Origin of the sequence: Rhodococcus sp. BP-160, assembly GCF_019836205.1 — a bacterium.
Classification (GTDB): Bacteria; Actinomycetota; Actinomycetes; order Mycobacteriales; family Mycobacteriaceae; genus Rhodococcoides.
On record NZ_JABUEK010000001.1, the window covers coordinates 76,242 to 98,535 of the forward strand.

Consider the following 22,294-nt stretch of genomic DNA (forward strand, 5'->3'; position numbering starts at 1 on the left):
GCCCGGATCCCGCTCACGCGAAACGTCACTCGAAGTCGAGCCCCAGGTCGAGCACCGTCACGGAGTGGGTGAGCGCGCCGACCGCGAGGAAGTCCACACCGGTGCCCGCGTACTCGGCGGCCGAGTCCAGGGACAGCCCGCCGGACGATTCGAGCTTCGTCGCGGGAGCTGCTCGATCCCTACGTTGCACCGCCATCTGCGTCTGCCACAGCGGGAAGTTGTCGAGCAGCACCAGGTCGACGCCCTCGGCCAGCACGTCGTCGAGCTGCTCGAGAGTGTCCACCTCGACCTCGCAGGCGATGTCCGGCGCCGCGGCTCGGACGGCGCGCAGAGCCGCCACCACCGAGCCCGCGGCGACCACGTGGTTGTCCTTGATCAGTGCCGCGTCGCCGAGGCCCATGCGGTGGTTCTGCCCGCCGCCGGCACGCACGGCGTACTTCTGCAGCGCACGCAGCCCGGGCAAGGTCTTGCGACTGTCCCGTACGACGCATCCCGTGCCGGACACCGCGTCGACCCACGCCGCGGTCGCGGTCGCGATGCCGGACAGGTGGCAGAGAATGTTGAGCATCGTCCGCTCCGCGGTGAGCAGGGCCCTGGTCGGTGCCTCCACCGACAGCACCACGTCACCCGGCTCGACCCGGGTGCCGTCGGCGATCCGGGAGAGCACGACGTGGTCGCCGATCACCTCGTCGAGCACCGCCAGCGCGGCGTCGAGGCCCGCCACGACGCCGTGTGCCCGCGAGACGACCGCGGCGCGGGTGCGCGCGCCCTCGGGCACCGTGGCGAGGCTCGTCACATCGGGCCCGTATCGGAGGTCCTCCTCCAGCGCGCGGCGCACGACGAGGAGGATCTCGTCCCGATCGACGGGGTCGAGAGCAGCGGCGGGTGTGGTCATGAGACTCCTATCGGGCCGACCTGGTCGGCGCTGCGGGCATTCCGCACGATCGCGAGGCTGCCGTCGTCGGCCAGCCGGAAGACGGTGCTGCGGCGCTGTGCGTCGTCGGACCGGGGGTGATCGGCGCGCGTGTGCGCACCCCGCGTCTCGGTGCGGGCGAGAGCTGCCGAGGCGGTCGCGGACGCCAGCAGTGTCAGTGCGGCGTCCTCGACGTCGTGGGTCGACGTGAGCTCGCGCGGGACAGCGGCTCCCACGATCGCCGCTGCCTCGCGCAGACCTGTGTCGTCGCGGACGACGCCGACGTGACGGGTCATCGCGGACTGGAGGACTTCCCTGTCGAGCCGGGGCGCCCGGTGTCGCGCAGACGGATCGCCGGACGTCAGGGAGCGGACGGACACCCGGTCTCGGGCGCTGCGAGCCACTCGGGTCCCCAGCACCACGCCCTCGAGCAGCGAGTTCGACGCGAGACGGTTCGCTCCGTGCAGTCCTGTGCGGGCCACCTCGCCCGCGGCGTGGAGCCCGGCGACGCAGGTGCGGCCGTACTCGTCTGTGACGACACCGCCGCATGCATAGTGCGCTGCAGGGGCCACCGGGATCGGCTGCTCCGTCGGGTCCACGTCCTGAGCGAGGCAGGCCTCGGTGACGGTGGGAAAACGCAGGGCCATGTCGGGCACGGACCGCGCGTCGAGAAAGACGTGATCAGCGCCGCTCTCGGCCAGCCGAGCGGCGATCGCCCGGGACACGACGTCGCGGGGAGCGAGATCACCCAGCGGGTGCACGCCCGCCATGATCGAGCGGCCGTCGGCGTCGACGAGACGCGCGCCCTCACCGCGGACCGCCTCGCTGACCAACGGGAGCCGCCCGCGGCCGCCGGGGCGGAACAACACGGTCGGGTGGAACTGCACGAACTCCACGTCCGCCACGTCCGCGCCCGCCCGCAGTGCGAGAGCGAGGCCGTCGGCCGTGGCGCCGGACGGGTTCGTGCTGGCCGAGTACAGCATTCCGGTGCCACCGGTGGCGATCAGCACGGCGGGTGCGTGCACCACGCCGAGGTTCGCGTGGAGATCGTCCGGCGAGAGCGATACGAGCACGCCCGCCACACCGCGGTCGCCGACCAGGACGTCGAGCACGGTCGCGCCGTTCACCGTCGCGGGCGCCGCGGACGACAGAGCGCGCTGGATCTCGCGCCCCGTGGCGTCGCCGCCCGCGTGCACGATGCGGCCGACCGAGTGGCCGCCCTCACGAGTGCGGGCCATGGAGCCGTCCGCGCCGCTGTCGAACCGAGCACCGATGCCGGTGAGCACACTCAGCGCGTCGGCGCCGGCCCCAACGATCGAGCGCACCGCGGCCTCGTCGCACAGACCGGCGCCCGCGACGATCGTGTCGCGCACGTGAGCCTCGACGTCCTCGCCGATCGCGACGGCCATGCCGCCCTGGGCGTACTGCGTCGCCGTACCCGCCGCGTCCTTGCTCAGCACCAGCACGCTCAGCCCGGACCGGGTCGCCTCGATCGCCGCGGCGAGACCGGCGACTCCCCCGCCGACCACGACGAGATCGGCCGCGGCCTCCCAGCCCGGAGCGGCAGCGACACTTTCGCCCGGAGTGGCCGCAGTGGTCACTCGCCGCCGCCGGGCGAGCCGATGGCGATCATCCGCTCGACGGACGCGCGTGCGCGTTCGGCCGTCGCGACGTCGACGTGCACCTCGTCCTTGCCCTCCGTGAGGCACCGGAGCAGCGCCGCGGGGGTGATCATCTTCATGTACGGGCAGGACGCGCGGTCGTTCACGGCCTGGAAGTCGACACCGGGCGCCGCCTTGCGCAGCTGGTGCAGCATGCCGATCTCGGTGGCGACGAGAACCTGCTTCGCACCCGTGGTGCGCGCCGCGTCGAGCATGCCGCCGGTCGAGAGGATCTTGACGCGGTCCTCGGGCACGAATCCCTCGCCGGCGAGGTAGAGCGCGGACGTCGCGCACCCGCACTCGGGGTGGACGTAGAGCTCGGCCTCGGGGTACGCCTGCGACCGTGCGGTGAGCTCGTCGCCGTTGATGCCGGCGTGGACGTGGCACTCACCGGCCCAGATGTGCATGTTGGTGCGACCGGTCTGCCGACGGACGTGGGCCCCGAGGAACTGGTCCGGCAGGAAGAGCACCTCGCGGTCCGGGTCGATGGACTGCACGACCTCGACCGCGTTGGACGAGGTGCAGCAGATGTCCGTCAGTCCCTTCACCTCGGCGGTCGTGTTCACGTACGACACGACGACGGCGTCCGGGTGCTCGGCCTTCCACTCACGCAGCTGGGCCGCGTCGATGGAGTCGGCGAGAGAGCAGCCCGCCCGCTCGTCGGGAATGAGGACCGTCTTGGACGGCGCGAGGATCTTGGCCGTCTCGGCCATGAAGTGCACGCCGCAGAAGACGATGGTCTCCTCCTGCGCCTCGGCGGCGATGCGCGAGAGCGCGAGCGAGTCGCCGACGTGGTGGGCGATGTCCTGGATGGCGGGCAGCTGATAGTTGTGCGCCAGGATCGTCGCGTTCTTCGCCTCTGCCAGGCGCAGGATCTCCTCGGCCCACTCCGGGCCGGCATCGACGCCGGCGTAACCCGTCGGTCCGTCGACGACCGCGGAGTTCCCGCCGAATCGCGTGGTGGTGATCGCCATGTCGTGCTCCTCGCGTGCGTCCAGCGCTCGCGTGCGCCGGTGCCGATCCGCCGGAATGGACCCGACGGGGTTTTCGACTTATGATCGAAAACGTGATTCATCGTAGCACCGCCGCCGACGGACCGACCGGAAGTGCTCCCGATCCGGCCACCCGACCGGTGCACGAAGTGCTGTCCGTCGTCTTCCAGGTGCGCGAGCTGCAGCCCCGCGAGCCTGCCGAACTGTGCGTGCTGCTGTGGCAGCGCGCACTCGCCCCGGCGCGCGGAACCTGGTCACTCCCCGGCGGGCTCCTCCGGAACGACGAGAACCTGACCGACTCCGCGCGACGTCAGCTGGCGGAGAAGGTGGACGTGCGCGAGGTACGCCACCTCGAGCAGCTGTCCGTCTTCTCCGATCCCGGGCGCGTCCCCGGCGATCGCCGCATCGCCTCGACGTTCCTCGGTCTGGTCCCCATCGTCGGGGACCCGCGACTTCCCGTCGACACCGCGTGGCACCCGGTCGCGACGCTCCCCGAGACCGCGTTCGATCACGGCACGATGGTGGCGCACGCCCGCGCGAGACTGGCGGCCAAACTGTCGTACACCAACATCGCCTTCGCGCTCGCGCCCGTCGAGTTCAGCCTGTCGACCTTGCGCGACATCTATTGCGCCGCACTGGGTTACCAGGTCGACACCACCAATCTCCAACGGGTGCTCACCAGGCGGGGCGTCATCGAGTCCACCGGCCACACCGCTCCCCCGGGCCCGTCCGGAGGACGTCCCGCCGCGCTGTACCGCTTCCGGGACAGCGCACTACGTGTGACCGACGAGTTCGCCGCGCTCCGACCACCTACGTGAGAGTGCCGTAGCCGACGACGGCATCGCCGCCGTCCGCCTTGGCGGAATACATCGCTCGATCGGCACAGATGAGGAGCACCTCCACGTCGTGCGAGGTGACGACCCGCTCCTCGCGAGCGACCCCGATGCTCAGACTCGACTCGTGGTCCGACCGCGCCGTGTAGGCGCTGCGCATCCGCCGCGCCCGGTCGAGCACCTCGTCCATCGGCAGCGCGGTCACGACGGCGAACTCCTCCCCGCCGGTGCGGGCCGTGATCGACGGAGACGGGAACATCTCGTCGATGGTGTCCGCCGTCCGACGGATGACGAGGTCGCCGTGGTGGTGTCCGAAGCGGTCGTTGATCGACTTGAAGCGGTCGATGTCGATGACCACCGCGACGAGACCGTTCCGGGTGCCGAGCAGTTCGCCCGCCGCGACGGTGAGTCCCCGCCGGTTGCGCAGGCCGGTCAGCGGATCCACGTACGCGGCGGTGACGTCGCCGCGTTGCAGGAACTGCAGGCGGTAGATGGAGATCGGTGCGAGGAAGAGAACCATCACGATGAGCAGTCCGTAGGTGACGGCGAGCGAGGTGCGCGCCGCTCCGAGCACGGACTCCGAGCCGATCGCTCGGACGAACAACCCGACGCAGACCACCACGGTGAGGGAATGGTGGACGGCGAACACCCGCGGCGTGTGGAACGTCGCCACGTAACTGCTCGCGACGCCGAACAGGATCGTGCAGGGCAGCACGGCGAGCGGGTCGGACAGCGAGAGAAGCACCACGGAGAGTCCGACGTCCGCGTACACGACGAAGGCCGTCGACATCCGGCGTGAGGGCCACGGTCCGCGGATCCACGCGAGCCCGACGCCGGCGGTCCCCACCGCGTTCACGAGCACGATCGTCAGCGCTGCTCCCGTCGGAGCGGTCGGCGGGGCGAGTCCGGCGACGACGTACAGGACGGAGAACAGGAGGCAGGACAGACCGATGAGGACGCGGGTCGAGCCGAGCGCGGTGTTCGTCTCGAAGTAGTGGACGGTCCACGCGTAATCGACGGGTCTGGTCAACCACCGCCGAATGGTGTTCGCCACGTCCTGGAGACCCTCGCCGTTCGAAGAGGTCGGCCCCCGCCCGCGGCCCGTCGTGGGCCGCCCTGAGAGCGCTCATTCAAGCAGACGAACCCGGCGTTCGAGACCCGAACGGATCACTCCTCGGGGGACTCGTCCCGACCCAGATCGTCCGACGGCGACAGCGCCGTGATGAGAACGAGCGTGACCGCCGCAGCCAGAGGTTGCGCGAGCAGAGCCAGCCACGTCGAGACACCGGGGGCGAGTGCGACGACATAGCCGCGAAGGGCGCCGTCGGCACTCGGATACCGCACCGCGCCCACGGCGAGGCCGGCACCGATCGCCGCGGCGGACGCCAGCGCCGACGCCACCACGATGTCGAGGACCAGACGCGGCCCTCGCTCGGCCACGCGAGCCCAGACGGCGACCGTGGTCAGCACCCCGGCCGCGGCGGTCACGCAGAGGAACAGAGCGAGTGCGTCGAAGCGATGATCGCTCTCGCCGGTCAACACGATCGCGCGGCCGTCACCGACGGCAGCGACGTGCTCCACGGGCGCGAGCAGAGCCCACAGGATCCCGAGGACGGCACCGACCACCGCGGTCGCGAGCACGATCCGGATCGAACGCCGGGTGAACGCGCCGCGCGACGGCCGACCCGCATCGCCGATCCCGGGTGCGGTCGAGGCGAACCCCGTCGTGTCGACATCACTCACGTCGGCCAGCCTAGGCTGTCGCTGCGTGGCCGACGGGCCCGCGACACGAGTCGGGAGAGGTGCGGAATGCAGTTGCGCAGAGACGACGTCGTCGACGGCGCACTGACCATTCTCGACGACTACGGTCTCGCCGACCTCACGATGCGCCGATTGGCCGGCTCGCTCGGTGTGGCGCCCGGCGCGCTGTACTGGCACGTCGCGAACAAGCAGGCGCTGCTCGGCGCGGTGTCCGATCGCATCCTGAGCCGCCTCGACGCCGTGCCCGCTGACGTCACCTCCGATGTGCTGGACGCCGTGCGCGGCCGCGCTCACGGACTTCGGGACGCTCTCCTGGCTCACCGGGACGGCGCCGAGGTGGTCGCCTCCAGCCTGTCCGCCCGCACGGTGACGCACCCCGTGCGGACCACGGTCGTCGACGATCTCCGCGCCACCGGGCTGACCCCGGAAGACGCGGGACACGCCGCGGACGCCCTGCTCTACTACGTGCTGGGTGCGACGAGCGACGAACAGTCCCGGCTGCAGATGGAGTCCGCGGGTGCGCTGGCCGCGGATCGACACCCCGACGACGGTGACCTCGATCGAGATGCCACCGCTCGGTTCGATTTCGGCCTCGAACTCTTCGTCGACGGCGTCCGGAGCCGCGTCCGTACGCTGAACGAGTGACCTCCTCGACCTCTCCCGTCACCGTCCTCGGAGCCGGTATCGCCGGTGCCGCATGCGTTCGCGTGCTCCGCGACGCCGGTGTCCCGTTCGTGCTGCGTGACCGGGGCCGCGCCGTCGGCGGTCGGATGTCGTCCCCTGAGTTGCACGGACGCCGAGTCGATGTGGGCGCCGGCTACTTCACCGTCCGCGACGACGGGTTCCGGGACGTCGTGTCCGACTGGGCCTCTCGCGGTCTCGTGCACGAGTGGACCGACACCTTCACGGTGGTGCGGGCCGGGGCGGAGCCGGAACAGAAATCGGGACCCACGCGGTGGGGAACGCCGGCGGGCCTGCGATCTCTGGTGAAGGACGTGCTGTCCGGCATCCCTGTCGACGCCACCGAGGCCCGGGCGTTGCCCGACGGACACGTGGTCCTGGCCATGCCCGACCCGCAGGCCTCCCGCCTGGTGACCGTGCCCGACGCCGTCGACTACGACCCCGTCGTCGCGGTGGTCCTCGGGCTCACCGACGACGACGCCGCCGGACTCCCCTTCCCCGACGCCGCCTTCGTGTCCGACGACGCGGACGTCGAGTTCCTCGCGCGCGACGGCGCACGCCGGGGCGACGGAGCCGCGGTCCTGGTCGCCCACACGTCCGCGCAGCGCGCCCGGCGACACCTCGACGATCCCGCCGGTGCGATCCCCGCCGTCGTCGACGCCGTCGCCGCGCTCACGGGCATCGGCACTCCGATCTGGACGCACGCCCACCGCTGGACCTTCGCCAAGCCCGCCTCCCAGCACGACGCGAGCCACGACATCGTCTCGCACGGAGACCGTCTGGTCGGCTTCGCCGGGGATCAGTGGTGCCCGGAGGGCTCGCCCCGCGTCGAGAGCGCCTGGCGATCGGGCACCGACCTCGGGCACGCGCTGATCGCACGACTGGGCTGAGCCCGGGCGGCCGACGCTCCGGCCTGCGACGGACCTCGCCGACAGGTGTCCTTCGCCGCAGCCGGGATAGGGTTCCGAGCATGTCCGTCGACCATGCACACGAACCATCGATCCAGGTATGGCCCGGCAGCGCGTATCCCCTGGGCGCCACCTACGACGGCGCCGGAACCAATTTCGCGCTCTTCTCCGAGGTCGCCGAGGCCGTCGATCTCTGCCTCATCGACGCCGACGGTCACGAGACCCGCGTCCGCCTCGAAGAGGTCGACGGGTACGTCTGGCACGCCTACATCCCCCAGGTCCAGCCCGGCCAGCGGTACGGCTACCGCGTGCACGGCCCGTGGAATCCCGGAGCGGGACAGCGGTGCGACGCGAGCAAGCTGCTGCTCGACCCCTACGGCAAGGCGTTCGTCGGATCGTTCGACGGTGACCGCTCGCTCTTCAGTTACGACATCGACATTCCCGAACGTCCCGTGCCCGCAGCGCAGGAGAGCGACGACGCCGTGCATCCCGGCGAGGCACACGTCGCCGGCCCCGCGGGATCGGCCACCGCATCGCGCACCGTCGACGCGACCCGCGCCAACGTCGCGACTGCCAGAACCGTTGCACCCGAGCCTGATCCGGAGCCCGAGCCCGAGAACCACTTCCCCCAGCACGACTCGCTGGGACACACGATGACGACGGTCGTCGTCAATCCGTTCTTCGACTGGCAGAACGACCGCTCGCCGCGTCGCCCCTACAACGAGACCGTCATCTACGAGGCCCACGTCAAGGGCATGACGATGACCCACCCGGACATCCCGGAGGATCTGCGCGGTACGTACGCCGGTCTCGGCCATCCGGCCGTGATCAGCCACCTGGAGAAGCTCGGCGTCACCGCCATCGAACTGATGCCGGTGCATCAGTTCATGCAGGATCAGACACTGGTGGACAAGGGACTTCGCAACTACTGGGGCTACAACTCGTTCGGTTTCATGGCCCCGCACAACGAGTACGCGTCCTCCCCCATGGCCGGTTCGGCCGTGTCGGAGTTCAAGACGATGGTGCGCTCGTTCCACGAAGCCGGCATCGAGGTGATCCTCGACGTGGTCTACAACCACACCGCCGAGGGCAACCACATGGGTCCGACCATCGCGTTCCGCGGCATCGACAACGCCGCGTACTACCGGTTGGTCGACGACGACCCGTATTTCTACATGGACTACACGGGCACGGGTAACAGCCTGAACGTCCGTCACCCGCACACCCTGCAGCTGATCATGGACTCCCTGCGCTACTGGGTCACCGAGATGCACGTCGACGGCTTCCGCTTCGACCTCGCATCGACCCTGGCCCGCGAACTGCACGACGTGGACAAGTTGAGCGCATTCTTCGACCTGGTCCAGCAGGACCCGGTGGTGAGCCAGGTCAAGCTGATCGCCGAGCCGTGGGACGTCGGTGAGGGCGGCTACCAGGTCGGCAACTTCCCCGGTCTCTGGACCGAGTGGAACGGCATGTACCGCGACACCGTCCGCGACTACTGGCGCGGTGAGCCGGCGACACTCGGCGAGTTCGCGTCGCGGCTCACCGGATCCTCCGACCTCTACGAAGCGACGGGTCGCCGCCCCGGTGCGAGCATCAACTTCGTCATCGCGCACGACGGCTTCACGATGCACGATCTGGTGTCCTACAACGACAAGCACAACGAGGCCAACGGCGAGGACAACAACGACGGCGAGAGCCACAACCGGTCATGGAACTGCGGTGTCGAGGGGCCGACGGACGACCCCGAGGTGCTGTCGCTGCGCGCCCGTCAGATCCGCAACATGCTGGCGACGCTCATGCTCAGCCAGGGCACGCCGATGCTCGCGCACGGCGACGAGATGGGCCGGACCCAGCAGGGCAACAACAACGTCTACTGCCAGGACTCCGAACTGGCCTGGATGGACTGGTCGCTGGCGGAGACGAACGCCGATCTGGTCGAGTTCACGTCCCGCGTGATCGCACTCCGCAACGACCACCCGGTGTTCCGTCGACGACGCTTCTTCGAGGGCCGGCCGATCCGCAAGGCGGAGCAGACGCGCGACATCGCGTGGCTCACCCCGACCGGCGAGGAGATGACCGAGGAGGACTGGGACAGCGGCTTCGGCAAGTCGCTGGCGGTGTTCCTCAACGGCGAGAACATTCCCGAGCCCGACAACCGGGGCAACCGGGTCGTCGACGACACGTTCTACCTGTGCTTCAACGCCCATCACGAGCCGATCGACTTCACCACACTGGACGGCAAGTACGCCGACGAGTGGACCGTCGCGCTCGACACCGCCTCGGCCACCGGAGCCGACGATCGAGTCATCGTCGCCGGCACCGCTGTCGAGGTGCAAGCACGGTCACTGTTGGTGCTACGGAAAACGGGGTAAGGAAGCGACATGAGCCACGCGATCACCTCGACCTATCGATTCCAGCTACGGGGTGATCGCTTCACTCTCCGCGATGCCGCGTCGCTGGTTCCCTATCTCGCCGAACTCGGTGTCTCCCACGTCTATCTGTCGCCGATCCTGACGGCGGCCGAGGGCTCCACCCACGGGTACGACGTCACCGATCCGCGCACCGTCTCCGAGGCACTCGGTGGTCGAGCCGCTCTCGAGGACCTCGTCGCCGAGTGCCGGTCCCACGGCCTGGGCGTCGTGGTCGACATCGTGCCCAACCACCTCGGTGTGGCCACGGCGCGGGAGAACCCGTTCTGGTGGGACGTGCTGAGACACGGACGCGCATCGCAGTACGCCTCGTGGTTCGACATCGACTGGGCCGGTGCGGAGCGCATCGCGCTCCCCGTGCTGGGCGACGATGCCGACGTGAACGAACTCTCGGTCGACCGGTCGGGAGACGAGGCCACGCTGGCCTACTACGAGAACCGCTTCCCGGTGGACCCTGCGACCGACGACGGCGGGGACGACGCGAAAGCACTGCACGACAAGCAGTCCTACGAACTGGTCGGATGGCGCTCCGGGCGCATCGGGTACCGCCGGTTCTTCTCCGTCAGCGACCTGGCCGGTCTCCGTCAGGAGGACCCCGCGGTCTTCGACGCGACGCACGCCGAGGTCGGCAGCTGGTTCCGCGACGGTCTCGTCGACGGTGTGCGCGTCGACCATCCGGACGGGCTCACCGCACCGGCCGAGTATCTCGCTCGCTTGCGGGGCGTCGTCGGACTCGACTCGTGGCTCGTCGTCGAGAAGATCCTCACCGCCGAGGAGCCGCTCGACGTCACCCTTCCCGTCGACGGAACCACCGGGTACGACGCTCTCGCCGATCTCGGTGGGGTGTTCCTCGACCCGTCGGGCGAGGAGCCGCTGACGCGACTGTCGTCGGACGTCACCGGCCACGCGGGGGACGCACACTGGGTGCACGAGGCCGAGCGGACCATCAAGGCCGACACGGCGAGCACACAGCTCGCTCCCGAGGTGCGGCGCCTGGTAGCGGCGATCGCCCGCGACACCGGAACGTCGTTCGACGCCGACCTCGCCCGCGAGGCCGTGACCGAGATCGTCGCCCGCATGCCGGTGTACCGCTCCGACTACGCGCCGCTGGCCGGCATGCTGCCCCGCCTGCTCGGCGACGTCGCCGCGGATCGCCCCGAACTGGTTCCCGCCCTCGATGTCGTCGCGGCCGCCGTGGCCGCACGCGGCGAGGCGTCGGGACGTCTGCAGCAGGTCGCGGGCGCCGTGATGGCGAAGAGCGTCGAGGACTGCATGTTCTACCGCACGTCGCGGCTGGTCTCGCTCCAGGAGGTCGGCGGTGACCCGTCCCGCTTCGGTCGGTCGGTGCCGGAGTTCCACCTCCGCCTGTCCGAGCGGGCCCGGCTGTGGCCTGCCGCGATGACGACCCTCTCGACACACGACACCAAGCGCGGCGAGGACGTCCGGGCGCGCATCGGCGTGCTGTCTCAGGTGCCCGACCTGTGGCGCGCGTGCCTGAGCGACTGGGAGGAGCAGGCTCCGTCGCCCAACGGGTCCACCGGACTCTTCCTGTGGCAGAACATCGTCGGCACCTGGCCGACCGACGGCGTGGTCACGGACGAGTACCGCGAGCGACTGCACGCCTACGCCGAGAAGGCCATCCGCGAGGCGGGCTCGTACACCGGCTGGAACGACGTGGACGAGGACTTCGAGTCTGCCGTCCACACGTGGATCGACGGCATCGTCGACGGAGCGGTGGCTCCCTCGCTCACGACGTTCGTCCAGCAGATCGCTCCGCACGCGTGGAGCGATTCGCTCGGACAAAAGCTCCTCCACCTGGCGGGTCCCGGCATCCCGGACATCTACCAGGGCACGGAGCTGTGGGAGGACTCTCTCGTCGACCCCGACAACCGCCGGGACGTGGACTACGACGCCCGCAAGGCTCTCCTGGACATCGACGGGACGCCGGCGCTCGACGCGAGCGGCGCCGCCAAGTTCCACGTGACCCGGTGTGCCGCACGGCTGCGCCGCGACCGTCCGGACAGCTTCGTGGGCGGGTCCTACGTTCCGGTGTTCGCGACCGGCGCGGCCGCCGACCACGTCGTGGCGTTCGGTCGTGGACCCGCCGACGGTGACGCCGACGTCGTCGCCGTCGCCACGCGGTGGTCGATGCGCCTCGGCGAGGCCGGATGGGGTGACACCTCGCTGGCTTTGCCGGACGGTGAGTGGACCGACCTCGTGAATGGTGGGTCGTTCAGCGGAACGGTCACCGTGTCCTCACTGCTCTCCGCGCTCCCGGTCGCGCTCCTCGTCCGACGGTGACCTGATCTCGAGGTGAACCGGTCACGCGCGCAGACCACCCCTCCTCGGGGCTGCGTGCGTGACCGGAAGTCGGGCCCGCTCAGGCCTTGCGGGGCGGGAGCGGAACGAAGTAGCTGGTGCGCTGCTGGTACTCGCGATATCCGGGCCGCTCCGCCATGTGCTGCTCGAGCAGCCGCGCACCCGTCGCGAACACGAGGAAGTACGTCATGGCAACCGGCGAGAGGACGGTCAGCACACCGGGCCAGTGCGCCGCGGAGACCAGGAAGATGCCCCACCAGACACAGGCATCACCGAAGTAGTTGGGGTGGCGCGTGTACCGCCACAAGCCCCGGTCCATGATGGTGCCCTTGCGGGACGCGTCTGCCTTGAAGGCGTCCATCTGACGATCCCCCACCGTCTCGAAGACGATGCCCAGGACCCACAGAGCGACGCCCACCGCAGAGACGACGCCGAACGATCCGTCGGACACGGCGGCGACCTGCACCGGCAGCGACACGAACCACAGCGCGACACCTTGCGTGAGATAGATCTTGCGGATCGCGTACACAGCGGGGCTGCCCGGCGCGTTCGACAGCATCTTCTCGTACCGCGGGTCCTCGCCCTTGCCCCGTGAGCGGCGGAACATCGAGACCGCGAGACGGGTGCCCCAGGCTCCGACGAGCACCAGCATCAGCACTCGCCGCCACCCGTCGCCGGACCCGGCCAGTGCCGCGGCGATCGCCACCGCGACGAAGCCTGCCCCCCAGCTCACGTCGACCACGTTGTGCTGACCGATACGGAAGCCGACGACCGCGGTGACGGTGAGGACAACCGCCACCGCCAGCAGGGAGAACGCCGACACGACGGCCAGATCGGACCAGGAGAAGTCCGTCATCCGTGCGTCCGCACCAGCGGCATCGAGGACACGCCGCGGTCGTCGGGGCGGACGGACAGGATCTGGTCGACACCCATCCGGCCGTCGCGGAACGCCATTCCGCCGCCCACGAGGTACAGACGCCACACCCGCGCCACCTCGTCTCCGACGAGTGCGACCAGATCGTCCCAGCGGCTCTCGAAGGTCGCGTACCAGGCGTCGACGGTGCGGACGTAGTGCTCGCGCAGGGCGTGCACGTCGCGGACCTCGAGACCCGACTCCTCGATCATGGCGACCGTCGCGCCCACGGGCCGCATGTACATGTCGGGGGCGATGAACGACTCGATGAAGGCACCGCCGCCAGGGTTGTCCCCCGCCTTGCGCGACATCTGCTGCACCAGCACCCGGCCGCCGGGCACCACGTTGTCGTGCAGCGCCTTCGCGTAGATCGGATAGTTCTTCTCGCCTACGTGCTCGCCCATCTCGATGGACGCGACGGCGTCGAAGGGGCCGTCGGGCACCTCTCGGTAGTCCTGGATGCGGATCTCCACCCGGTCCTGCAGGCCGCGGTCCGCGATGCGCTTGTCGATGAAGGCCTTCTGCTCGCGGGAGATGGTGACGCCGACGACCTGCGCGTCGAAATGTTCCGCCGCGTGCAGGCTCAGCGACCCCCATCCGCACCCGACGTCGAGGAACCGCATTCCGGGGCGGCCGAGGCCGATCTTGCGGCACACGAGGTCGAGCTTGTCGCGCTGCGCGTCCTCGAGGCCGTAGTCGGGCGAGTCCGACGTCCAGTAGCCGCTCGAGTACGCCATCTGCGGGTCGAGCACCATCTCGTAGAACTCGTTCGACAGGTCGTAGTGGTGGCTGATCGCCGCGCGATCGCGCACCAGCGAGTGCAGCCGACCCTTGATGACCGCCTGCGAGGCGGGGGCGGGAAGAGGGCGGGCCTGCTTCACCCCGACGACACCGAGCGACGCCGCGGTGCGGACGAGCTCGACGATCGCCTTCGGGCTGGGCCGCACGGCCGTCAGCCGACGGGTGCGCACCACGTCCCACACGTGCGTCAGCGCCTCGTCGAGGTCACCTTCCACGTCGAGTTCACCGGTGACGTACGCCTGAGCAGCACCCAGTTCCCCCGGGCTCCACAGCAACCGTCGCAGGACGTTCGGGCTGTACAGCGTCACCTTCGGCGCGTCGGTGGGGCCGGCGGTCGAGCCGTCCCACGCAGTCAGGTGCACCGGCAGCGCGCCGCCGACGAAGGGGGCGATCAGGTCTTCGAGCCGTGCGGCCACGGTGGGGGTGCCGGTCATCGGTCGCTCCTTCGTTCGAGCAGGATCTGCTGGACATCGATGTAGCCGGAGCCGAAACCGGCCTCGGAATAGCAGAGGTAGAAGTGCCACATGCGGGCGAACACGTCGTCGAAGCCCAGCATCCGGGCCTCCTCGGCGTGCGCGTGGAAGCGCTCGTCCCACAGGCGCAGGGTGCGGGCGTAGTGGTCGCCGATGGACAGACGCTCTCGCACGCGCAGCGTCGTCTCCTTCTCGGTGATGCTCTCGATCGCGCGGATCGACGGGAGGAACCCGCCGGGGAAGATGTACTTGTGTACCCACGTGTACGTGTTGCGCGTGGCCAGCATGCGCTCGTGCGGCATGGTGATGGCCTGGATCGCCACCTTGCCTCCGGGGGCGAGCAACGAGTCGATGGTGCGGAAGTACTCGCCCCAGTACTGGTGTCCCACGGCCTCGATCATCTCGACGGACACGATCGCGTCGTACTCGCCGTCGACCAGCCGGTAGTCCAGGAGATCGACCTGGACCCGGTCGGCGTGGCCGGCGGCGTCGATGCGCTTGCACGCGAGTTCCAGTTGCTCGGTGGACAGGGTCACCGACCGCACCGTGGCACCGCGTTCGGCGGCGCGGATGGCGAGTTCGCCCCAGCCCGTGCCGATCTCCAGAACGCGTGTTCCCGCGGTCACCCCCGCGCGATCGAGCAGTCGATCGATCTTGGACCGCTGCGCGGCGGCGATGTCGTCCCATCCCGGCTGCGGGGTCAGCGACGGGAACAGCGCACTCGAGTAGGTCATGGTCTCGTCCAGGAACAGTTCGAACATCTCGTTCGACAGGTCGTAGTGGCGCGAGATGTTCGAGCGCGTGTTGCTCGTGGTGTTGGTCTCGGAGACCGGCTGCTTGGGGATGTACAGGCCGCGCAGGCGTTGCAACCACTTCGGGATGAGGGTCGCCATGCGTTCGGCGAAGACACCGAGTGCCGCCGTGAGGTCGGGCGCGTCCCAGTCGCCGGCCATGTAGGCCTCACCGAATCCGATGAGCCCACTCTCCCCCACGCGCGCCGCGAAGTCGCGTGGGCGGTGGATCGTCATCACCGGGGCGGTGGGATCGTTCGCGCCACCTCCGATGACGACGCCGTTCGGCATCTCGACCCGGATCGCGAGATGTTCTGCCGCCCTGCGGAAGAGAGCGTCGGCGACGGGCGCGGCGAGGCGCGCCTTGACGGTGACCGGCGCCGTCGCGATGGAGGGCCAACGTTCGGCGTCGACGGTCGATGCCACGGCGTACTGAGTCATCCTGGTGCCTTCTGATCGAGGGAGTACTGCCGAGCCGAGCGGAGTGGAGAGCGGACCGTGCCGGTCCACCACGGCGGGTACGTCGCCGCGCACCGGCGGACGCGGAACCGTGCGGAGCCCACGCGCCCACAACCCGATCCCCTGACGCCGGATGCGCGCGGTGACCACGTGCGGGGCGAGGGGGGCTCGTGCGAGAACGCCCAGGACGCGGCCCGTCGTCGCGGGGCGTCCGGTGCCGGACATGACCGCGACGAACGGGGGGTGCCCGTCCCGGAGCAGCGTGATCGACAGGGCGAGGGAGCCGTCGGGCTCCGGGAGGCGCATCGCGTACTCCCCGCTGACGTCGTTGAACGGCGAGACGTAGAACTCCTTGGGCGTGCGCGCCGCCCCGCGCGCGTCCGTGTCCAGCAGGTAGCGGTGACGTTCGCCGTAGGTGTTGTGCACCTCGGCGACCACGTGCTCGACGCGGCCGGCGACATCGTGCAGCCAGTAGACCGTCAGGGGGTTGAAGACGTACCCGAGAACACGAGCGTTGGTCAGCATCGTGATCCGCCCCGCGACGGGTACCCGGCCGTGTGCCCGGAGGAAGTCGTCGAGGTTGGCCCGCAGCGTCGCCGACGGATCGCCCACGTGGTCGGCGGCGTCGATCTTCGCGAACGGCGCGAGCGGGCCGGGCAGCGACGGGAGTGCGTCGATGTCGACGAACCACGAGTAGCTGCGATACGTGAACTCGTTCTCGATCGGCTCGCGCCGCACGTGCCTGATGGAGGTCTCGTAGATCATGGCGGTGCGAGTACCGGCAGCGGCGCGGGTGTCGACGGCGGTCATGCCCAGACCCCGCCGAGACGTTCCGCCGCGCGCAGGCCCGAGGCCGCACCGTCCTCGTGGAAGCCCCACCCGTGGTAGGCGCCCGCGAAAGCGACCAGGTCGGTGTCGAGCTCGCCGAGTCGCGCCTGCGCGGCGACCGACTCGGACGTGTAGAGGGGATGCTCGTACCGCATCGTCTCGAGCACGGCGGACGGGTCGAGTGCGGCACCCTCGGCCGTGGGATCGTCCTCGTCGCCCAATGTCACGAGGTACCGGGAGCCGGTGTCGGGCAGCCGCTGCAGCCGTGACATGTCATAGGTGACCACCACTCCGCCCGGCGCCGCATCGCACGCCGGCATGCGGTAGTTCCACGAGGCGCGGGCACGCCGCAGACGCGGGAGCACGCTCTCGTCGGTGTGGAGCCGAGCCACGTTGGGCGAGTACGGCATGGCACCGAGAACGAGGTGCTCCGTCGAAGTGGGCTCGGCCAGCATCTTCAGCGCCTGCTGGGGATGCGTCGCGACGACGACGGCATCGACCGTCTCCGTGTGCCCGGAGGCGTCCTCGATCTCGACCGACCGGTCGCCCCGACGGATGGCGGCCACCGGTGTGCCCGAACGGATGTCGGCGATCGTCTCGGCGACACGCTCGACGTAGCGGGCGGATCCACCGGTCACGGTGCGCCAGGTCGGCGAACCGCCGACGCCGAGCATCCCGTGATGCTCGAGGAACGAGAAGAGATACCGGGCCGGGTAGTCCAGGGCCCGTGACGGCTCGCACGACCACACGGCGGACACGAGGGGCGTCATGAAGTGCGATTCGAAGTACTGCGAGAACTCGTGCCGGGCAAGCACATCGGCGACCGTCGCATCATCGTCGTCGGACGCGAGCAGCGCACGGGCGACACGGTGGAAGCGGGTGACCTCGAGCAGCATCCGCAGGTAGCGACCGCGGACCACACTGCCGGGGCCGGGGATCAGCCCGGAGAGGCCCTGCCCACCCGAGTACTCGAGCCCGCATCCGTCGCAGCGGATCGACATGCTCATGTCCGATTCCTGTGTCGGAATGTCCAATTCGCGAAACAGTCGCTGCAGTGTCGGGTATGTCCGGTCGTTGTGGACGATGAAGCCCGTGTCCACGGGCAGATCACCCTGCGGGGTGGACACGACGTGGGTGTCCGCGTGACCGCCGAGACGGCCGTCGGCCTCGTACAGCGTGACGCGAGCAGTCTTCGACAGCACGTACGCTGCCGTGAGGCCGGCGACGCCGGCGCCGACCACGGCGATGCGCCGGTCGGTGTGAGCATCGTGAGCCATGTGTCTTCTCCCTACGTGATGCGATCGGCCGGCCGCTGTGCGTCGGACCGCTCGCAATGTCACTCGGGTTTCGTAGACGACACCTCGCGCGATTGGTCGACGACGAACTCCCGTACCCGCCGCGACCATGTCCGCGGTGATCGAAGCATGAAGTGACCCGCTCCCGCCATCGGAACGAACAAGGCGTCGACACCGCGCGCGGCGGCGCGTTCGGTCGCGGCGCGGGACGCGACGGGGTCGGTCCACCGGTCGACGGTGCCGTGCAGGACCAACAGGCGCTGATCGGCGCGCAGGGTGTCGGTCTCCCTGCCATCGGGCCACCACGGCGCCAGCGCGACGAGAGCCACCACGTCGGGGTGCCCCGCGATCGCTGCTGCCGTGCGACCGCCCATGGAGTGACCGAGCACGGTGATGGGAGTCCCCGGTCCGTACGTGTCGCGGATCTGCTCGCACGCCCACCACGCGTCCGCGACGGGACTGCGGTCGGCGCCGTTCCAGCCGCGATACCGGTACTGCAACTGGGTCACCGCGACCGATGGCCCCGTCGCGCGCCGGAGCATGCGAGTGAAGGGGACCATGCGCAGGGCCGACAGCTGCCACGGACGGGCACGGTCGTGGCTGGTCACCTTGCCGCCGTGCAGAACCAGCACCGCGGAGTCTGCGGGCCCGGACCGGAGCCCGTGCAGAGTCGGGGCCGCGACGTCGTCAACACTCATGGTTCTTGATTCGGGGCGCTCCGGCCGCTGGATGCCTGGCAGTGGCGAACGTCGCGCCCTCACTGCCGGACGTCAGGGGGGTGACACGACGACGGCCGGACACCTGATGGTGTCCGGCCGTTCGGTGGAGCTGCCGGGAATCGAACCCGGGTCCTGTGTCGGTTTGCCAGGGCTTCTCCGTGCGCAGTCTGCTAAGCCTCTACTCGGATCTCCAGATCTCGCAGACAAGCCTGGATGACGATCCCAGCCACTGTTTGATGTCCCACATCACTCCGTGACCGAGTGACCAGGTGAGCCCTCTAGCTGATGCCAGTACCCGACCCGAGGGCAAGATCGGACTGACAGACACGCAGTCGCTACTTAGGCAGCGAGTGCGTAGTCGCGCTGATTGGAATCGGCGCTTATATTTTTGCGATGACGCTTGCGGTGGTCTCTCGCCTGCACCGGCACGCTTCCCCTGACTAGACGCACACAGTCGAAACCGTTCAGCCCCTTTCCTCCGCTGTGGCGAAGTCTCGTCCCACCGGTCTTCCCGGTGGACACATCAGTCTAACGTCATCCGACGCGGGTTTCATCCCGTTTGTCACCGGTGTCGGCCGCGCGTTCGGCCTTGCCCGTGATGTTCTCGAGCATGCCGCGGAAGATCACACCGTGGAACGGCATGATGGCGAACCAGTACAGCCGTCCGCCCAGCCCCCGCGGGAAGAAGATCGCGCGCTGCTCGTAGCGGGAGCGGGTCCCGCCGTCGCGCGGAAGGACGCGCAGTTCCAGCCAGGCACCGCCCGGCGCCTTCATCTCGGCGCGCAGACGCAGCAGCGACCCGCGCTCGATCTCCTCGACGCGCCACCAGTCGAGCGCCTCGCCGTTGACCAACCGACGCGGATCCCGACGGCCGCGCTTGAGTCCCACGCCCCCGACGATCTTGTCCATCCAGCCGCGGATGACCCAGGCAGCGGGGAACGAGTACCACCCGTTCTCACCACCGATGCCCTCGACGACGTCCCACAGCAGTTCCGGTGGCGCGTTGCAGTCCTGCGCACGTTCGTCGACGTACACCACCTCGCCGGCCCAGTCCGGGTCCGACGGCAGCGGATCGGAGGGGGCGCCGGCATCGGTCGCGTTGGACCACGTGGTCTCCACCTCCCCGTCCTCGATGCGCCGCAGCGCGAGGTGCACGGAATCGGCGAAGGTGGTCAATCCACCCTCCGGCGGAGGGACGACCGTGTCGATGTCCTGTTCGTGGGCGATGGCGTCGTACTGCAGTGACTCGATGAGGGGCATGGCCAGTCCGCGTGGGATCGGCGTGACCAACCCGATCCAGTGACCGGCGAGTCGGGGAGTCAGCACCGGCAACACCAGCATGCGACGCTTGCGCAGACCCGCCACACTCGCGTACTCGTTCATCATCTCGCCGTACTGCAGGACGTCCGGCCCACCGATGTCCCAGGTACGGGAAGTCTCGAACGGAGCGGTCGCCGACTCGATCAGGTAGTGCAGCACGTCGCGGACGGCGATCGGCTGGATCTGGTTGTGCACCCACTTGGGGGTCGTCATGACGGGCAGTCGATTGGTGAGGTGCCGGATCATCTCGAACGACGCGGATCCGGAGCCGATGACGACACCCGCCTGCAGCACCACGGTGAAGACGCCGGACTCGATGAGGATCCGGCCCACCTCGGCACGCGATTCGAGGTGCGGGGACAACGCGCCGGTCACCGGGTGGAGGCCGCCGAGATACACGATGCGCTGCACTCCGGCGGCCTTCGCCGCTTCGGCCACGTTCTCCGCACTCCGACGCTCCGCCTCGGCGAAGTGGTCGGATCCCCCCATGGAGTGGACGAGGTAGTAGACGACGTCGACGTCCCGGAACGCGTCGTCCAGCGACTCGCGATCACTCAGATCGCCCTGCACCACCTCGACGTCCGCAGCCCACGGCACGTCGCGAAGCTTCTGAGGCGACCGGGCGAGGACGCGAACCCGGTAGCCGGCCTCCGTCAGTCGCGGGGCGAGTCGACCGCCGATGTAGCCCGTCGCTCCGGTGACCACGACACGGGCGCCTGCTTCGGTGTTCATGCATTCCATTCGTAGCAGAGGAGCACCTCGAGTGTGGCGCCCACCCGGAGCGCGACCACCGCCAGGTGGTCAGGCACCCGCGGTGATCAGCCCAACCGCGCCCAGGGCGATGACCATGCCGACGATCTGCACCTTGGCCACCCGCTCCCCCAGCATCACCATGGCCAGCAGCACGGTCGCGGCGGGATACAGCGAGGCGATCACGCTGACGAGGGACAGCAGCCCACCCTGGAAGGCATAGAGCAACGCGGCGTTGGCGGCGACGTCCAGAAGAGCGATCCAGGCGGCCAGCTTCAGAACGCCGCCACGGGGGAACGAGAACATGCCGGTGCCGAGGGCGACCGCCCACACGAGGGCGGTGGCGGTGACCCGGTTTGCCAGCAACGGCCACAGACCCGCGTCGTCCTCCCCGGCCCGGTCGAGAAAGATGAACGTCAACGCGAATGCCAGACCGGAACCGACGGTCAGCCATGCCACCCGGGGCGTGAATCGCAGAGTCCGTCCGCCGGCCACGTCACCTGCGGCGTCGTCGGGTGATTCCTTGCTGACCATGAGCACGGCCACCAGCGCCAGCGCGATGCCGATGTATGCCAGGACGCCGGGTCGCTCGCCAAGGACGAGCCCGACGCCGACCGGTACACCGGCCACCAGAACGGCCGTGATCGGCGACACGACGGCCATCGGCCCGGCGGCGAGTGCCAGGTAGAACCACCACACGGCGACACCGCCGGCCAGTCCGGACAACGCACCCCACACCACGGACGACGCGGTGAGAGTGCCTCCGACGAACGGCATCACCGCCGCCACGACGAGTACCGAAACCGGGTACGAGACGATCACCACGCGCAGCGCGGCGACGCGTCGGGACGCGACTCCTCCGACGAAGTCGCTGACGCCGTACCCGAGCGCCGCGATCAGCGCGAGGACGATCGCGGTCAGCGCATTCCCTTTATGCGACGACCGAGCTCACGGGTGACCTCGCGTTCCGCCGTTCGGCGAGCCAGGTCCTGACGCTTGTCGTAGTCCTGCTTGCCCTTCGCCAGGGCCAGCTCGACCTTCACCTTGCCCTCGTTGAAGTACATGGAGAGCGGTACCAGCGTCATGTTGCCCTCACGCGTCTTGCCGATGAGGACCTCGATCTCCCGCTTGTGCAGCAGGAGCTTGCGGTTGCGCCGCGGCGCGTGGTTGGTCCAGCTTCCCGCCATGTACTCGGGAATGTGCAGGCCGCGCAGCCACACCTCGCCGTCGTCGACGGTGGCGAAGGCATCGGCCAGCGACGCCTTCCCGTCACGCAGGCTCTTGACCTCGGTGCCGACGAGGGCAACTCCGGCCTCGTAGACGTCGAGGATCGTGTAGTTGTGTCGCGCTTTGCGATTGGTCGCAATCGCCTTGCGACCTTTCTCCTTCACAGCTGGAACTCCTTCGGGCGCGGGTGGACGTGACTTCTGACAACCATAAGGACT

At 69.4% G+C, this 22,294-nt stretch carries 18 protein-coding genes, 1 other RNA gene and 1 pseudogene; 5 read left to right on the top strand and 15 right to left on the bottom strand.

The annotated features are described in order from the left end of the window. Window positions 1-25 precede the first annotated feature (25 nt). Genes nadC through nadA form a run of 3 tightly spaced genes read right to left on the bottom strand, consistent with a single transcriptional unit; the run spans window position 26 to window position 3,548 of the window. The gene (nadC, locus tag HQ306_RS00365) at window positions 26-895 is read right to left on the bottom strand and encodes a carboxylating nicotinate-nucleotide diphosphorylase (protein ID WP_056447907.1); all 870 of its coding nucleotides are present in this window, start codon (window positions 893-895) and stop codon (window positions 26-28) included. Next, window positions 892-2,514 (bottom strand): L-aspartate oxidase, encoded by a 1,623-nt coding sequence (locus HQ306_RS00370; protein ID WP_222627053.1) that lies wholly within the window; start codon window positions 2,512-2,514, stop codon window positions 892-894. The genes nadC and HQ306_RS00370 overlap by 4 nt, the downstream gene beginning before the upstream one ends. Further along, window positions 2,511-3,548 (bottom strand): quinolinate synthase NadA, encoded by a 1,038-nt coding sequence (gene nadA, locus HQ306_RS00375; RefSeq protein ID WP_222627055.1) that lies wholly within the window; start codon window positions 3,546-3,548, stop codon window positions 2,511-2,513. The genes HQ306_RS00370 and nadA overlap by 4 nt, the downstream gene beginning before the upstream one ends. A gap of 167 nt (window positions 3,549-3,715) precedes the next feature. Between nadA and HQ306_RS00380 the strand changes: the two genes are divergently transcribed. Then, entirely contained in the window at window positions 3,716-4,384 is a 669-nt protein-coding gene (locus tag HQ306_RS00380; protein WP_222628480.1) for an NUDIX domain-containing protein, read from the top strand. Here the strand turns inward: HQ306_RS00380 and HQ306_RS22490 are convergent. Further along, on the bottom strand, window positions 4,377-5,453 hold the full coding sequence (locus HQ306_RS22490) for a GGDEF domain-containing protein (RefSeq protein WP_222627057.1): 1,077 nt from the start codon (window positions 5,451-5,453) through the stop codon (window positions 4,377-4,379). The genes HQ306_RS00380 and HQ306_RS22490 overlap by 8 nt on opposite strands. Before the next feature lie 113 nt (window positions 5,454-5,566). After that, window positions 5,567-6,142, bottom strand: coding sequence for a DUF2567 domain-containing protein (locus HQ306_RS00390; RefSeq protein WP_222627059.1), 576 nt, complete (start codon window positions 6,140-6,142; stop codon window positions 5,567-5,569). 66 nt (window positions 6,143-6,208) lie between these two features. Between HQ306_RS00390 and HQ306_RS00395 the strand changes: the two genes are divergently transcribed. The 4 genes from HQ306_RS00395 to treY all read left to right on the top strand — a co-directional run bounded on the left by HQ306_RS00395 (window position 6,209) and on the right by treY (window position 12,482). Next, window positions 6,209-6,805, top strand: a complete 597-nt coding sequence (locus tag HQ306_RS00395; RefSeq protein ID WP_027506801.1) for a TetR/AcrR family transcriptional regulator C-terminal domain-containing protein — start codon at window positions 6,209-6,211, stop codon at window positions 6,803-6,805. After that, the gene (locus tag HQ306_RS00400) at window positions 6,802-7,731 is read left to right on the top strand and encodes an NAD(P)/FAD-dependent oxidoreductase (RefSeq protein ID WP_027506802.1); all 930 of its coding nucleotides are present in this window, start codon (window positions 6,802-6,804) and stop codon (window positions 7,729-7,731) included. The genes HQ306_RS00395 and HQ306_RS00400 overlap by 4 nt, the downstream gene beginning before the upstream one ends. 80 nt (window positions 7,732-7,811) lie before the next feature. Further along, a complete protein-coding gene (gene glgX / locus HQ306_RS00405; protein WP_222627061.1) occupies window positions 7,812-10,124 on the top strand; it encodes a glycogen debranching protein GlgX in 2,313 nt (770 codons plus the stop codon). Window positions 10,125-10,133: 9 nt separating this feature from the next. After that, on the top strand, window positions 10,134-12,482 hold the full coding sequence (treY, locus tag HQ306_RS00410; protein ID WP_222627063.1) for a malto-oligosyltrehalose synthase: 2,349 nt from the start codon (window positions 10,134-10,136) through the stop codon (window positions 12,480-12,482). A 79-nt stretch (window positions 12,483-12,561) separates the two neighbouring features. On the opposite strand, the gene HQ306_RS00415 is transcribed toward treY, so the two are convergent. The 10 genes and pseudogenes from HQ306_RS00415 to smpB form a co-directional block, all read right to left on the bottom strand. Further along, a complete protein-coding gene (locus HQ306_RS00415) occupies window positions 12,562-13,356 on the bottom strand; it encodes a DUF1295 domain-containing protein (protein WP_222627065.1) in 795 nt (264 codons plus the stop codon). Continuing rightward, window positions 13,353-14,648, bottom strand: coding sequence for a cyclopropane-fatty-acyl-phospholipid synthase family protein (locus HQ306_RS00420; protein WP_027506806.1), 1,296 nt, complete (start codon window positions 14,646-14,648; stop codon window positions 13,353-13,355). The genes HQ306_RS00415 and HQ306_RS00420 overlap by 4 nt, the downstream gene beginning before the upstream one ends. Next, entirely contained in the window at window positions 14,645-15,919 is a 1,275-nt protein-coding gene (locus tag HQ306_RS00425; protein ID WP_056448067.1) for a cyclopropane-fatty-acyl-phospholipid synthase family protein, read from the bottom strand. Before HQ306_RS00425 ends, HQ306_RS00420 begins: the two co-directional genes overlap by 4 nt. Before the next feature lie 108 nt (window positions 15,920-16,027). After that, window positions 16,028-16,747 (bottom strand): annotated as a pseudogene (locus HQ306_RS00430) (DUF1365 domain-containing protein); the annotation flags it as partial. Continuing rightward, window positions 16,744-18,042: an NAD(P)/FAD-dependent oxidoreductase gene (locus tag HQ306_RS00435; protein WP_222627067.1), complete on the bottom strand. Its 1,299-nt coding sequence runs from the start codon at window positions 18,040-18,042 to the stop codon at window positions 16,744-16,746. The pseudogene HQ306_RS00430 and the gene HQ306_RS00435, both read right to left, overlap by 4 nt. A 59-nt stretch (window positions 18,043-18,101) precedes the next feature. Next, entirely contained in the window at window positions 18,102-18,758 is a 657-nt protein-coding gene (locus HQ306_RS00440) for a S9 family peptidase (RefSeq protein ID WP_037186676.1), read from the bottom strand. 122 nt (window positions 18,759-18,880) lie between these two features. Then, window positions 18,881-19,251: a transfer-messenger RNA gene (gene ssrA, locus HQ306_RS00445) on the bottom strand. Between the two features lie 62 nt (window positions 19,252-19,313). Beyond that, the gene (locus HQ306_RS00450) at window positions 19,314-20,831 is read right to left on the bottom strand and encodes an SDR family oxidoreductase (protein ID WP_051613594.1); all 1,518 of its coding nucleotides are present in this window, start codon (window positions 20,829-20,831) and stop codon (window positions 19,314-19,316) included. Window positions 20,832-20,900: 69 nt separating this feature from the next. Further along, complete coding sequence (locus HQ306_RS00455) at window positions 20,901-21,770, bottom strand: DMT family transporter (RefSeq protein WP_155957108.1); 870 nt, start codon at window positions 21,768-21,770, stop codon at window positions 20,901-20,903. Next, window positions 21,767-22,240 (bottom strand): SsrA-binding protein SmpB, encoded by a 474-nt coding sequence (gene smpB, locus HQ306_RS00460; protein WP_027506811.1) that lies wholly within the window; start codon window positions 22,238-22,240, stop codon window positions 21,767-21,769. The genes HQ306_RS00455 and smpB overlap by 4 nt, the downstream gene beginning before the upstream one ends. Window positions 22,241-22,294 lie beyond the last annotated feature (54 nt).

Bases quoted from the DNA above. Each gene is read 5' to 3' on its own strand.
- HQ306_RS00395 (WP_027506801.1), top strand. From the start codon at position 6,209: ATGCAGTTGCGCAGAGACGACGTCGTCGACGGCGCACTGACCATTCTC.
- glgX (WP_222627061.1), top strand. From the start codon at position 7,812: ATGTCCGTCGACCATGCACACGAACCATCGATCCAGGTATGGCCCGGC.
- HQ306_RS00450 (WP_051613594.1), bottom strand. From the start codon at position 20,831: ATGAACACCGAAGCAGGCGCCCGTGTCGTGGTCACCGGAGCGACGGGC.
- nadC (WP_056447907.1), bottom strand. From the start codon at position 895: ATGACCACACCCGCCGCTGCTCTCGACCCCGTCGATCGGGACGAGATC.
- HQ306_RS00420 (WP_027506806.1), bottom strand. From the start codon at position 14,648: ATGACCGGCACCCCCACCGTGGCCGCACGGCTCGAAGACCTGATCGCC.
- HQ306_RS00415 (WP_222627065.1), bottom strand. From the start codon at position 13,356: ATGACGGACTTCTCCTGGTCCGATCTGGCCGTCGTGTCGGCGTTCTCC.
- treY (WP_222627063.1), top strand. From the start codon at position 10,134: ATGAGCCACGCGATCACCTCGACCTATCGATTCCAGCTACGGGGTGAT.
- nadA (WP_222627055.1), bottom strand. From the start codon at position 3,548: ATGGCGATCACCACCACGCGATTCGGCGGGAACTCCGCGGTCGTCGAC.
- HQ306_RS00440 (WP_037186676.1), bottom strand. From the start codon at position 18,758: ATGAGTGTTGACGACGTCGCGGCCCCGACTCTGCACGGGCTCCGGTCC.
- HQ306_RS00435 (WP_222627067.1), bottom strand. From the start codon at position 18,042: ATGGCTCACGATGCTCACACCGACCGGCGCATCGCCGTGGTCGGCGCC.
- HQ306_RS00425 (WP_056448067.1), bottom strand. From the start codon at position 15,919: ATGACTCAGTACGCCGTGGCATCGACCGTCGACGCCGAACGTTGGCCC.